This window comes from Photobacterium toruni, from assembly GCF_024529955.1.
Classification (GTDB): Bacteria; Pseudomonadota; Gammaproteobacteria; order Enterobacterales; family Vibrionaceae; genus Photobacterium; species Photobacterium toruni.
This window is the reverse complement of the sequence record NZ_AP024855.1, coordinates 202,702-215,200: the sequence shown is the minus strand read 5'-3', so window position 1 is coordinate 215,200 and position 12,499 is coordinate 202,702. Positions and strand designations below refer to the sequence as shown.

Annotated in this window: 13 protein-coding genes; 12 read left to right on the top strand and 1 reads right to left on the bottom strand. The window is 37.7% G+C overall.

Annotated features, from left to right (window positions below; translation table 11 throughout):
* The first annotated feature begins 70 nt into the window (after positions 1–70).
* From phrB to OC457_RS15135, 9 genes are all read left to right on the top strand, one after another.
* Positions 71–1,570, top strand: coding sequence for a deoxyribodipyrimidine photo-lyase (gene phrB / locus OC457_RS15175; RefSeq protein WP_080174163.1), 1,500 nt, complete (start codon positions 71–73; stop codon positions 1,568–1,570).
* 32 nt (positions 1,571–1,602) lie between these two features.
* Positions 1,603–2,040 carry a nuclear transport factor 2 family protein gene (locus OC457_RS15170; RefSeq protein WP_080174162.1) on the top strand — a complete coding sequence of 146 codons (438 nt, stop codon included), beginning with the start codon at positions 1,603–1,605 and terminating at the stop codon, positions 2,038–2,040.
* The gene (locus OC457_RS15165) at positions 2,037–2,783 is read left to right on the top strand and encodes an SDR family NAD(P)-dependent oxidoreductase (protein ID WP_080174161.1); all 747 of its coding nucleotides are present in this window, start codon (positions 2,037–2,039) and stop codon (positions 2,781–2,783) included. Before OC457_RS15170 ends, OC457_RS15165 begins: the two co-directional genes overlap by 4 nt.
* Positions 2,780–4,120 (top strand): NAD(P)/FAD-dependent oxidoreductase, encoded by a 1,341-nt coding sequence (locus OC457_RS15160; protein ID WP_080174160.1) that lies wholly within the window; start codon positions 2,780–2,782, stop codon positions 4,118–4,120. The genes OC457_RS15165 and OC457_RS15160 overlap by 4 nt, the downstream gene beginning before the upstream one ends.
* Entirely contained in the window at positions 4,110–4,928 is an 819-nt protein-coding gene (locus tag OC457_RS15155; protein ID WP_080174159.1) for a DUF1365 domain-containing protein, read from the top strand. The genes OC457_RS15160 and OC457_RS15155 overlap by 11 nt, the downstream gene beginning before the upstream one ends.
* Before the next feature lie 14 nt (positions 4,929–4,942).
* Positions 4,943–6,181, top strand: a complete 1,239-nt coding sequence (locus OC457_RS15150; protein WP_080174158.1) for an SAM-dependent methyltransferase — start codon at positions 4,943–4,945, stop codon at positions 6,179–6,181.
* The gene (locus OC457_RS15145; protein ID WP_080174157.1) at positions 6,181–6,696 is read left to right on the top strand and encodes a DUF2878 family protein; all 516 of its coding nucleotides are present in this window, start codon (positions 6,181–6,183) and stop codon (positions 6,694–6,696) included. Before OC457_RS15150 ends, OC457_RS15145 begins: the two co-directional genes overlap by 1 nt.
* Entirely contained in the window at positions 6,693–7,190 is a 498-nt protein-coding gene (locus OC457_RS15140; RefSeq protein WP_080174156.1) for a hypothetical protein, read from the top strand. The genes OC457_RS15145 and OC457_RS15140 overlap by 4 nt, the downstream gene beginning before the upstream one ends.
* A gap of 67 nt (positions 7,191–7,257) precedes the next feature.
* Positions 7,258–7,812, top strand: a complete 555-nt coding sequence (locus tag OC457_RS15135; protein ID WP_080174155.1) for a DUF3833 domain-containing protein — start codon at positions 7,258–7,260, stop codon at positions 7,810–7,812.
* Positions 7,813–7,872: 60 nt separating this feature from the next.
* Here the strand turns inward: OC457_RS15135 and OC457_RS15130 are convergent, their stop codons facing one another.
* Entirely contained in the window at positions 7,873–9,546 is a 1,674-nt protein-coding gene (locus OC457_RS15130) for a DUF2813 domain-containing protein (protein WP_080174154.1), read from the bottom strand.
* 148 nt (positions 9,547–9,694) lie between these two features.
* Between OC457_RS15130 and OC457_RS15125 the strand changes: the two genes are divergently transcribed.
* The 3 genes from OC457_RS15125 (at position 9,695) to OC457_RS15115 (ending at position 12,382) form a co-directional block, all read left to right on the top strand.
* On the top strand, positions 9,695–10,090 hold the full coding sequence (locus tag OC457_RS15125; RefSeq protein WP_080174153.1) for a VOC family protein: 396 nt from the start codon (positions 9,695–9,697) through the stop codon (positions 10,088–10,090).
* 228 nt (positions 10,091–10,318) lie between these two features.
* On the top strand, positions 10,319–12,070 hold the full coding sequence (locus OC457_RS15120) for a bifunctional metallophosphatase/5'-nucleotidase (RefSeq protein WP_080174152.1): 1,752 nt from the start codon (positions 10,319–10,321) through the stop codon (positions 12,068–12,070).
* Positions 12,071–12,187: 117 nt separating this feature from the next.
* Entirely contained in the window at positions 12,188–12,382 is a 195-nt protein-coding gene (locus OC457_RS15115; protein ID WP_080174151.1) for a hypothetical protein, read from the top strand.
* Positions 12,383–12,499 lie beyond the last annotated feature (117 nt).

Sequence of the window (12,499 nt, the reverse complement as noted above, 5' to 3'; positions counted from 1 at the left end):
TCAATACAATCAGAGTCGTCATTAATAGAACCATTAATCGAACGGAAGAATTGTACCGAAGGAGACAGCAATGAATCTTGCGCCTCAATCAACGACGCCCGCCGTCGAGCATGCACTGTTATGGCTACGCGCTGATTTGCGTGTTACTGACAATACCGCTTTAAATCGTGCGATAGCATCAGGTTTACCCGTGATTGCGGCTCATATTGCAACGCCAATGCAGTGGTATCAACACCATATTTCAGGGCGACAGATTGATTTAATTGAACGACGGTTAAGGGTTGTCAAACAACAGCTTAAAGATATCAATATTCCTTTGTTAACCCTTGAATGTGACGATTTTCAAGCAGTGCCAGACACTATTATAAACCTGTGTCAGCAGTATCAAATTAAGGCCGTTTATTGTAATCGTCAGCATCCTTGGAATGAAAAGCAGCGTGATCGTGCAGTAGAGCAAGCGTTAATAGCACAAGATAAACAATGGCATTGCAGTGATGACTATTGCGTTTTACCACCAGGCAGCGTGTTAACAAAGCAGCAAGAAATGTATAAGGTATTTACGCCATACCGTAATGCGTGGCTAAAACAATTTTTAAGTAATAATTATCAGCCCGTTACAAATAGTAATAAAGTAATACTGAGTCAACAGTGTTTGAGGTTACTTAACGATAACATTGATACTAACAGTAAGATTCATGCCTTCAATTATAACAAACAAGACAGTGTTTTATGGCCTGTCGATGATAGTGCTATTCATCAACGGTTACAGATGTTTTGTGAGGACAAAGCTGAGTATTATCAACAGCAACGTGATTTTCCTGCTATTGATGGCACCAGTTGTCTTTCACCCTATTTAGCTATTGGTGCAATATCTGCTCGTCAATGTCTAGCTACTTTGATCGAAATGTTACCGCAATCTATTGAAATAAATAAAGATAATGGTGCTTTTGTCTGGTTAAGTGAATTAGTGTGGCGTGAGTTTTATAACCATTTGTTAGATAGTGATGATCGTTTAAGTAAAAATCAGCCTTTTCAACTATATACTGATAATGTGCAGTGGGTAGAAAATCGAACTCATGTGAATGCTTGGCAACAAGGTCACACCGGTTTTCCGATTGTTGATGCAGCAATGCGACAGTTAGCAACAACGGGGTGGATGCACAATCGGTTGCGGATGATAACAGCCAGTTTTTTAACTAAGGATATGTTGTGTGATTGGCGGGTTGGTGAACAGTGGTTTATGCAACAGCTAATTGATGGTGAGTTGGCATCCAATAATGGCGGTTGGCAATGGGCTGCATCAACGGGAACAGATGCGCAACCGTATTTTCGTGTATTTAATCCTTCCACACAAAGTGAACGATTTGATCCAAAGGGTGAATTTATTCGTCAATGGATCCCTGAACTTGAATCTGTTCCTGATAAATATATCCATACACCTTCATTATGGTCTGGTTTTGATTGTGTGGATTATCCATTACCGATTGTTGATCATAAACAGATGCGACTATTGGCTATCGACAGTTATAAGCAAGCGAAAATCAGCTATGACAGTCAGCAAGAGGAATAAACAAACATTATTATATAGGTGAGGGCATCGTCATGGTTACGACTAATAACGCGGTGATCAATACGTTTATTGAGGTTTATTGCCAGTTAAATAAAGAGAACTTATCACTGCTTGATGGTGTTTATCATACTGATATTGTGTTTGAAGATCCTGCTCATAACATTGTGGGTATTGAGGCATTACATCATTATTTCAAAACGCTTTATAGCAATATTAATTATTGTCATTTCACGATTAATCACGCCGTTGTTGAGGATAATAATGCGTTTTTGCAATGGACAATGACTTTTTCACATCCACGCCTTCAGCAAGGCCAACAGCGAACCTTAGAAGGGTGTACCCAACTCACTATTGAGCAACAACGTATTATCTATCATCGTGATTTTTTTGATTTAGGGGCGATGTTATATGAAGGGTTACCCGTTATTGGCCAAGTAATTAAGCACATTAAAGCGAGGTTAGGCCAATGAAAAAAGTACTTATTACTGGTGCAAGCTCAGGCATTGGTCGGCAATTAGCAATTGATTATGCTAATAATGGCTGGCAAGTTTATGCCTGTGGACAAAACCAGCAGCGGCTTGAACAGTTAGTTATGGAGTGCGTAATGACTGCTGGTGGAGAAATTATCCCATTAGTCTTTGATGTCACTAATACCAAACAAACTCAACAAGTCTTAGCTCACATTGACGCTTTACCGAATCTTATTATTTTAAATGCGGGAACGTGTGAATATATCGACAATGGCGTGATTGATAGTCAGTTATTTAAGCGTGTATTTGACGTTAATTTTTTTGGCATTATTCACTGTTTAGATGCGATGCAAGATCGCTTTACTCCTCAAACGCATTTGGTCTTTATTAGTTCATCCGCGGCTTATACCGCTTTGCCTCGCGCTGAAGCATATGGCGCTTCAAAAGCGGCGTTATCTTATTTAGCAAATGGGTTAGCAATTGATTTAAAAGATAAAATCAATACCGTTACTTTAGTTAATCCCGGGTTTGTTGCTACACCTCTGACAAATAAAAATGACTTTCCAATGCCAATGATTGTCAGTTGTGACTATGCCTCACTTAAAATACGCCAAGGGGTTGATAAGCAACAAGCAGAAATACATTTTCCAATAAAATTTACCTTATTATTGAAAGCAATTGCTTTATTACCTCTATCTGCTCAACGGATTATTATTCAACGAATGACAAGGAACGCGTCATGAAAATAGCAATTATAGGATCGGGTATATCAGGGTTAACCTCTGCATGGTATTTACGTCATCAACACAATATTACGTTGTTTGAAGCCAATGATTATGTTGGAGGACATACTGCAACGGTTGATGTGGAAGTCAGCAGTGGTCAATATGCGATTGATACGGGATTTATTGTATTTAATGATCGCACATACCCTAATTTTGAGCAGTTATTAGCAGAACTTGATATTCAAGGGCAAGCGAGTGAGATGAGCTTTAGTGTTCATAATGAAAATAATGATCTGGAGTATAACGGGAATAATTTGAGCTCTCTATTTGCTCAAAAAAAGAATCTATTTAATCCTCAATTTTTCTATTTTTTGTATGAAATTACTAAGTTTAATCGGCTGGCAAAAAAGACGGCTAATGAAGATATAGAGCAACAGCAGACGTTAGGTGAGTTTCTGCAACAGCATCAACTGAGTGAGTATTTTACTGAGAATTATATTTTACCGATGGGGGCTGCGATTTGGTCATCATCATTGGCAGATATGCGTAATATACCGTTAGGGTTCTTTCTGCGTTTTTTCTTAAATCATGGTTTGCTTGATATTGTTAATCGTCCACAGTGGTATGTGATCCCTGGTGGTTCACGTGAATATGTAAGACGGATGTTGGTAGAGATAGCACCATTGGTTCGATTAAATTCTTCTGTACAGCAGGTGAGTCGTATTAATGGGAAAATACAGATTACGGTTAACGATAGTGTAGATGTTTTTGACCATGTTATTTTTGCATGTCATAGCGATCAAGCATTAGCACTACTAGCGGATAGTACCGTTAATGAACAACAGATATTATCAGCCATGGCGTATCAAGATAATGAGGTTGTTTTGCATACAGATGCCAGTATTTTACCTGAGACTCAAGCCGCGTGGGCTGCATGGAATTACCATTTACCGCGTACTAATAATGATTCATACCATCAACTTCCTGCTTTGACTTATAACATGAACATTTTACAAGGGATTGATGCCCCAGAGACTTTTTGTGTAACGTTAAATCAAACGCAAGCAATCGACCCGAGTAAAATTTTACGCCAATTTACCTATGCTCATCCAGTGTTTAACCTTAATAGTATTAAGGCTCAACAACAACGACACTTGATTAATGGTCTCGAGAACACATGGTTTTGTGGCGCTTATTGGTATAACGGTTTTCATGAAGACGGTGTAAAAAGTGCACTGGATGTTATTGAGGCTATTATTCATATCGGTTCTGTTAGTCAGGCATCATCTAGAAAAACAACACCTATTGAAGCCGTAGATATGGCGGTTAATCGTGGGCAAGATTATGCACACTGATAATAGTGGTATTTATAGTGGTCATGTTCGGCATCGACGTTTTACTCCAGTATTGCACCGTTTTCGCTATTCAATGTTTATGGTGTACCTCGATGTCGATGAAATTGATGCGTTGTGTGACAAGGTAACGGGATTTGGACGGTCATGGTTTCATTTTGCTCGTTTTCGTCGGCAAGACTACATTGGTGGTGCTGATAATATTAATCTCGCGGTTGAGAATAAAATCTATGCATTAACTGGTGAGCGTATCAGCGGTAAGGTCAGTATGTTGTGTCACTTACGCTATGGTGGATTATATTTTAGTCCGTTGAATATGTATTACGTTTTTGATCAGCAAGGTTGTTGGCAATATGTTTTGGCAGAAGTGAGTAATACGCCTTGGAATCAACGTCATTATTATGCAATCCCTGCTAAGCAATATTGGCAACAAAAGCATTTTACTGATGATAAGGCATTTCATGTTTCACCGTTTAATCCAATGGATCAGGATTATGTTTGGCAATTATCTGTCCCTGATAGCATTGTGAAGATTCATTTAGAGGTGCATTCTAAAAAAGATAGCTTTCATCGAGAGGGTGAAAATGCGATTGATGAAAATGGCAATCATAAAGAAGATATTCCAATAAAGGTCTTTGACGCCACATTAGCAATGCAAAAGCAGCCATTTACTACCGCAATATTATTACGACATTTGTTGGTGACACCAATAATGACGATTAAAGTCATCGTTGGAATATATTGGCAAGCCTTTAAATTGTGGCGTAAAGGAGCACCCATTTATGATCACCCTCATCATGACAATAAATAGTAAGGGAATAAACTATGCTTAGAAGTGAGTTAGAACCAACAACATCAGCCCGTTTATTTAGCCATGATCGATCGCGTCGATTAATCTTTAGTTTATTGCAGCAATTATCAAATGTCGGTTTAACGCTGTCTGAGCATGGCGGAGAGACCCATTTCTTTGGTGATAAACAGGCAAGTTTGCAGGCCAGCTTAACCGTTATTAATCCATATTTTTATAAACGTTTATTAACAGATGGCAGTATTGGTGCCGGTGAAGCTTATATTGATGGCTGGTGGGATAGCCCTGATTTAACCAATGTAATACGTATTCTTGCACGTAATATGGTTATGCTGGATAAAATAGAAGCTAAAGTCGGTTGGATAACCCATTTAATCGAACAGCTTAAGCATTTTTCTCGAAGAAATAATCTTACCAATGCTAAAGATAATATTTCAGCGCATTATGATTTAGGTAATGATTTATATCGTCATTTTCTTGATGACAAGATGTTGTATTCCGCGGGTATCTATTTATCGGCATCAGATACGCTTGCTCAGGCTCAAATCAATAAAATGGCAAGATTATGTGATCAATTACAACTGACTGAACACGATCACTTATTAGAGATTGGCACTGGCTGGGGAGGAATGGCAATTTATGCTGCCGAGCATTACGGCTGTCATGTCACTACGACCACTATTTCTGAGCAACAATATTTATGGGCGCAAGAGAAAGTAAAACAAGCAGGTCTTGAACATAAGATCACCTTGCTACTTGAAGATTACCGCGATTTAACGGGTCAATATGACAAGTTAGTATCGATTGAAATGATTGAAGCCGTCGGTAAGCAGTATCTATCTACCTATATTAAAAAGTGTCAGTTATTACTTAAACCCAATGGACTCTTTGCTATTCAAGCAATCACCATTGCAGATCAACGCTATGAAAACTACAGCAAAAATGTTGATTTTATTCAAAAACATATTTTCCCAGGTGGTTTCTTACCATCAATAAGTGCATTGCAAGCGCAGTTAACATCTTATAGTGATTTTGTAACACGAGATATTAAAGATATTGGTTTAGATTATGCGAAAACATTAGCTGATTGGCACGTTATGTTTAATCAAAATAGTGAGGCTTTAAACCATTATGGTTATGACGAGCGGTTTATGCGTATGTGGCGCTATTATTTCTGTTATTGCGAAGGGGGATTTTTAGAGCGCAGTATCAGTACTATTCAGTTACTTGCTAGCCGTCCTCAGTGGCGTGAGTAATGAAATATATCGCGATAGGCCTCGGGTTCAATCTATTTTGGTTGTTAGCGGTATGGGGGCAATACCAGTATGTAGGTATATTAATCGCACTCTTAATCGGCTGCTGGCTGTTTTATCATCGAAGTTGTCCGTTTGCGTTAATGGCAAGTGTTGTCGGTATCTGTGGTGACTATGTACTGTGTCAAATGGGTGTAATGCAATTTCCGTTATCACCCAATCCATTATTTGCCCCTTTTAGCTATTTTATACCTTTATGGCTAATCTTATTATGGTTTGGGTTTACCTCAATGGTGTGGATTATGCGTGAGCAACTACAACGACTGCCTATATGGAGCGTTGTTATCGGCGGTAGTCTTGGCGGTGGATTAAGTTACTGGACAGGACAAACGCTAGGTGCAGTTATATGGCCTCATGGAGAGCTTATTACCTTTATGGGTATTACCATGGTTTGGAGTCTTTATAGTGGTTATTTGCTGTGGTTATTGCAGCTAATGAGTAAACGAGGAACAACATGAAAGCTTACTGCATCTTATTACTGTTTGTTATCACGTTTTCTACTTCACAGGTACAGGCATCATCATGGTTTACATGGCCAACAGTTGGTGAATCCACCTTAAAATGGGGCTGGTGGAAGATCTATATTGCTCAACTTAAAACACCGTCTGGAAAATATGCTGCAAGTGATCCCAATTTGGCGCTGATTATTCGTTATTTGCGTGATATTGATAAAGAAGATCTTCTTTCGGCAACGGATAAGCAATGGCAACATTTAGGTATTCCATCACAACAACGGCAGCAATGGCTAAGTGAGTTAGCGCAACAATGGCCAAATGTGAAGCAAGGCGATAGATTGGTTTTTGTAAAAAATGCTACAGAGGGACGTTTCTATCAAAAAGATAAGCTATTAGGAAAACCATTGTCTTTGGCATTAAGTAACGCCTTTATCGCTATTTGGTTATCAACGAACACTGCATACCCTAAGTTACGGTTGCAATTAATTGGTCAGTAAGAATTGGTCAATAACAAATAAGATACGATCGTAAGTATTATTCTAAAACGTTAAAGAGGAACATATTATGTATTCTCATTGTATTTATCAGGCTAAGTATAAAACATTACAGTGGTTACTTGGCTGTATCTTGGTATTACTATTAAACGGTTGTACTGCATCAATTGATGATTATGAACACACAGAGCCTAAGTTTGATTTATTTCAATTCTTTGAAGGGCAAAGTCACGCATGGGGAATGGTGCAAGATTATAAAGGTCGGCAAGTACGTCGGTTTGATGTAGAACTTAATGGTGTTATTACAGGAAACCAACTTGTTCTTACTGAAGATTTTATTTTTGATAATCAACAAACGCAACAGCGAGTATGGACGATTACTAAACAAGATGATGGTCGTTATTTTGGTACAGCTGATGATGTTGTAGGTAAAGCTGTTGGTTATGAAAAAGGTAACGCATTATATTGGCAATATGTATTGACCGTAGATATTGATGGATCACCATACCATATTAATTTTGAGGATTGGATGTTCTATCAACAGGACGGTCAATTATTTAATGTCGCCAAAATGAAAAAATGGGGTATTACTGTTGGTAGTGTGACGCTATTTTTTCAAAAGTAATTATCGTATTGAATAACGTATTTATCTATAAAATAGGTAAATATGGATGATCAAGATCCATTAAATGATCCCTCTAGCCATTATCATCACTCTTTTTAACACCCAACGAATTAATAACGGCATTTTGTCAGAGTCAGCTTCTCGAGTATATTTTACAATGGCAAGCGCAACATCGGGTTTGGCGTGTTTTTTTAAGGCGCGATAAATAATTTTTCGAATGGGCATTTGATCATTATTTGAAATATTAGCAAGTTGACGAAATAAGGGTTCATAACCTTTTTTAAAGAGGAAGTGTTCAATATCTTTTGCAGGAAGTACGGTTAAACGCTCACGTTCACTGTCATTATTTAATAATGTTCTGACTTTATCGGCATATTTTCGCCCAGCAGGATCGCCATCAGCCACGAGATGCCATTCAATTCCTAATAAACGGGCAAGTTTAATCAATGGCTTAATACCGCTTTGTGCAAATTCAATTACATGGATACCTTCAGCTGCAAGATTGTAGCCGATAAGATGTGCCATCTCATTAAATAACCATACTTCAGTTTCACCTTCAACTAACAGCCACACACGGGCATAAAACGCACTAGGACGATGCATACGAACATGAAAAGTGACTTTACGAATATCATCTTTGTTTAATTCACCATTATTGACTCCATGGACAACGGTTTTCTGTGGTGTACGTTGTAGACGTTTAATTGCAGTAAGTGGAACAACGCTTAATAATTCAGGGCTATTGGTCGTTAATATTTTTTGCATTGGCATATTTTGTATAAACGCCCATGCTTGATGAAGCATAATGGGATGTAAACGACCTTCTGGATTTTCTAAAATTATAATTGGTCGTGAAATACGTTTTAGTTCAACAGGACCGCGAGCACGAATATAAGCATTTAATAACCCCATTAAAATCAATTTTGCTTGTTTGGACATTTTTGGCTGTACAAGTTGATCAAACGGGTTCAGGCATTGATCGTCGTATTGGTTGTGTTGAGGGTAATAGGCATGAGATCGCGCTTTTGTACGAGTGTGTGGCGTAAAAGCAAAGTAATGATCAACTAATGAACGCAATGTATTGATGCTACTTTTTATTTCAGCTGCGCTAACATGCCCTGGCTGTGTCATTAAACGACGACAAGTATTATCAAGACGGCGTTGAATTCGCGTTGATTCAGTGATCTTGGCTGGTGGCACTATTGACGTATTATGCTGAGTTGTCGCTTTAGGTTGTTCATATTCTAATTGGCGAGCATCTTGAATTCTAACGATAGGGTGTAATACCATTAATTGGCGTAAAAATTTATTCGTATCAGGATGTTCAATAATATGGCCGTCAGCATGTAAAAAATGGCGATGGGTGATTATTTTATCATTTTCGATATAACTATTAATTTGGGTATAAAGATGTTTTAAATTATCTTGTTCTATCCAGAAAGGATCAAAAGCTCGATAACGTCGCGCGCGATATTCACCAGAATAATCTTCATGCCAGCGTAACACTATTTGTAGTGAAGATGTGCGTTGATGACCAATAGCATGATCAATATGAAAGTCTGAGAACTTTATTTCGTAAAAATCAGCGCTTGGACACAACGCTAAACTTAGTGCATCAAGTAGTGATGATTTTCCCCATGCATTTTCTCCAATAAGAACAGTTAATTCATCAAATGACAGTGATAGTCGTTTGATACCTCGAAATCCTGCGACCTCTATGCGTTCTAAATGCATGAACTTTCCTCATTCTTTCTTTACAACATAGCGTAGAGACTATAAGAAAGGGATCGTTTCGCTCACATTATTGATACAATGTTTAAATTAAAAAAGTTACTATACCGAGCATGAATATTTAACGAAAACAATTATAAAGGATAATCCTATGGCTAAAATTATTCATTCAATGATTCGTGTTATTGATCTTGACGCATCATTAAAATTTTATAAACAAGCATTAAATTTAGATATTGCAGAACGACTTGATTTTGATGGTTTCAGTTTGGTTTATTTACGTAATGACGAAAATGATATGGAACTTGAATTAACATGGAATCAAGGAACGACAGAACCTTATACTCACGGTACAGGTTATGGGCATATTGCTATTGCTGTTGATGATCTTGACGCTGAATATCAAAAATTAGTTGAGCTTCAATATAATCCAGCAGAGATTAAAGAATTTTTTCGTGAAGGCGTACTATTGGCTAAATTCTTCTTTGTTCAAGATCCAGATGGTTACAAAATAGAATTTTTACAACGTCATGGTCGCTATCAATAATGCGCAAATAGTATAATATCTACTGAGTGAGATTTTCGTTAGGGTGTTAATGAGATATTCACTCAGTAATTTTATTTAAAAGAGGTGTATTTAATAGAGATCTCATTTTTATGTCGTTTTATGTAATCTTGTTTCTTATTTAATGACGATCTTTATTTTTGTAATGCAGCGAGCGTTATAAATCAGTCGTTAGTTGATCCCGATGGTTCTGGAGGAACTGAAATTATTATGACTGTTAATCACGCAGCAACAATCACTTTTGCTCATATCAATGATACACACTCAAACTTTGAGCCTTCTGCGATTTCTTTATCACTCTCGCCCAATGTATTAAATACTGAAACATCGGTTTATGCCAGTTGTGGTGGTTTTTCTCGTATTTGTACAGCAGTAAATGATGTTAAACATGACGCTTTATCTCATAAGCGTGAATTTATGTTTTTACATGCGGGTGATTGTTTTCAAGGCACATTGTATTTTTCTCTATACAAAGGGATGGCTAATGCGGTTTTACTGAATGCTATTGGTGTAGAAGCAATGGCATTAGGTAATCATGAGCTTGATATGGGCAATGATATTGTTGCTGATTTTCTTGATCACACAACATTTCCACTATTAGCGGGCAATTGGGATTTATCGCAAGAAGATCAAACTAAACGTAATCCATTGCGAAATAAAATCAATATTTATGCTTATGATAACGTAACCCAATCAGCTCACTATTTGATCAAAAATGTTCATGGTGAGCCGATCGCTATTTTTGGATTAGCGATTGAAAATATGGCTGGTATAGCAAGTCCCGATCCTGATACGTCTTTTCATAATGTTGTTACGGTAACAAAAAATACGATCGCACTTCTTAAAACGAAAGGCATTAATAAAGTTGTTGTTTTAAGTCACTTAGGTTACGACAGAGACCTATTATTAGCACAAGAAGTTAATGGTATCGGTGCTATTATTGGTGGACATTCACATACCATGCAAGGTGATTTTACAAATATTGGTTATGGTAAAACTGATACTTATGCCCAGATGGTTAACAATACTTGTGTGGTGCAAGCGGGCTGCAATGCATTAGCGCTTGGTCAACTAACTTTAGTCTTTAATGCTGGTGGCTATGTGGAAAGTGCAACTGGGTGTAATCAATTATTACTTGGGCGTAAATTTACGATTGATGCAGGACGTACTCAATATCTTGATCATGATAATCATAACAAAGTCCGTGATTATTTACAGAGTCAGCAGAACATTCGGTTTGTGATGAAAGACCCGCATATAGAAGATATTCTTAACCAACACTATCGTCCCGCAGTACGGGCATTACAAACGGATAAAATTGCGCGTATTAATGAACCGTTGCGTCATATTCGAGTGCCGGATGCAAAAGGGGCAAGTGATATTGCACCATGGGTGGTAAAAAGCTTTGTTTGGCAAGCAAGAGAATTAGGCCACCATATTGATTTTGGTATTCATAATGCTGGTGGCGTAAGGTGCTCATTTAATCCAGGAGAGATCACTCCAGCAGATGTATCCGGACGGTTATTGCCGTTTGCTATTGGTATTATGATGTATAGCGTAAAAGGATTGCGTATTCGTCAAGCATTAGAAGGCGCGATCGATAATGCAACGAATAATGATATTGAAGGGACGGGAGACGGTAGTTTTCCTTATGTGGCAGATTTGCGTTATGTGTATCGTTGTGGCGCACCAAGTGGGCAACGGATTGAAAAGTTAGAATATTACACTAATGGGCAATGGATGATGGTTAAAGATGATGATATTTATACCTCTGTATCATCAGGATATACCGCAACAGGAAAGGAAGGTTACGCACCGTTACTTGATTATGTAAAAGAACCTCAAGCATTAAACGTAACAATGGCTGATGCTTTTGAAGCCTTTGCAAAGCAACATGGTGACTTTAATAAGCCAAGTGAAAATCTCACTGTTTTTCTTCCATGTGATAGCGACAAAAGCTGATTTTTAGGATTAGGTTATCTAATCCTAGTCGCTAAATAATGTCATTATTCATGATGGTTAATGTTACGTTATCATACATAAAATCTTATGAGTAACGGCTTAATCCAAAGAGGCAATATGGCACAGGTATTTGATTTCGATTCGATTCCAACATCAGTAATGAATGATAAAAAAACATACTCGTTGACGTTTACAGGTCTACTCGTTCATGCTCGTGATATTCTACTTAGTCGTTCAGTTTCAAAGTCAAAAGTGCGTAATATCTCTGATTTACCGTTACATATTCAAAAAGATATCGGTTTTTATCGTTAATATCATTGAGATAGCAGTTTACCGATAAGATAACAAACCAGCCAATGTGCTGGTTTTTTTATGCCTGTAACAATGGCATATCACGATAATTAACGTTCTAATTTGATGATGAAGTAT

Excerpts from the sequence above, each read along its gene's own strand:
- OC457_RS15155 (WP_080174159.1), top strand. The coding sequence starts at position 4,110 with ATGCACACTGATAATAGTGGTATTTATAGTGGTCATGTTCGGCATCGA.
- OC457_RS15120 (WP_080174152.1), top strand. The coding sequence starts at position 10,319 with ATGACTGTTAATCACGCAGCAACAATCACTTTTGCTCATATCAATGAT.
- OC457_RS15115 (WP_080174151.1), top strand. The coding sequence starts at position 12,188 with ATGGCACAGGTATTTGATTTCGATTCGATTCCAACATCAGTAATGAAT.
- OC457_RS15170 (WP_080174162.1), top strand. The coding sequence starts at position 1,603 with ATGGTTACGACTAATAACGCGGTGATCAATACGTTTATTGAGGTTTAT.
- OC457_RS15130 (WP_080174154.1), bottom strand. The coding sequence starts at position 9,546 with ATGCATTTAGAACGCATAGAGGTCGCAGGATTTCGAGGTATCAAACGA.
- OC457_RS15125 (WP_080174153.1), top strand. The coding sequence starts at position 9,695 with ATGGCTAAAATTATTCATTCAATGATTCGTGTTATTGATCTTGACGCA.
- OC457_RS15160 (WP_080174160.1), top strand. The coding sequence starts at position 2,780 with ATGAAAATAGCAATTATAGGATCGGGTATATCAGGGTTAACCTCTGCA.
- OC457_RS15140 (WP_080174156.1), top strand. The coding sequence starts at position 6,693 with ATGAAAGCTTACTGCATCTTATTACTGTTTGTTATCACGTTTTCTACT.
- OC457_RS15165 (WP_080174161.1), top strand. The coding sequence starts at position 2,037 with ATGAAAAAAGTACTTATTACTGGTGCAAGCTCAGGCATTGGTCGGCAA.
- OC457_RS15135 (WP_080174155.1), top strand. The coding sequence starts at position 7,258 with ATGTATTCTCATTGTATTTATCAGGCTAAGTATAAAACATTACAGTGG.
- OC457_RS15150 (WP_080174158.1), top strand. The coding sequence starts at position 4,943 with ATGCTTAGAAGTGAGTTAGAACCAACAACATCAGCCCGTTTATTTAGC.
- OC457_RS15145 (WP_080174157.1), top strand. The coding sequence starts at position 6,181 with ATGAAATATATCGCGATAGGCCTCGGGTTCAATCTATTTTGGTTGTTA.
- phrB (WP_080174163.1), top strand. The coding sequence starts at position 71 with ATGAATCTTGCGCCTCAATCAACGACGCCCGCCGTCGAGCATGCACTG.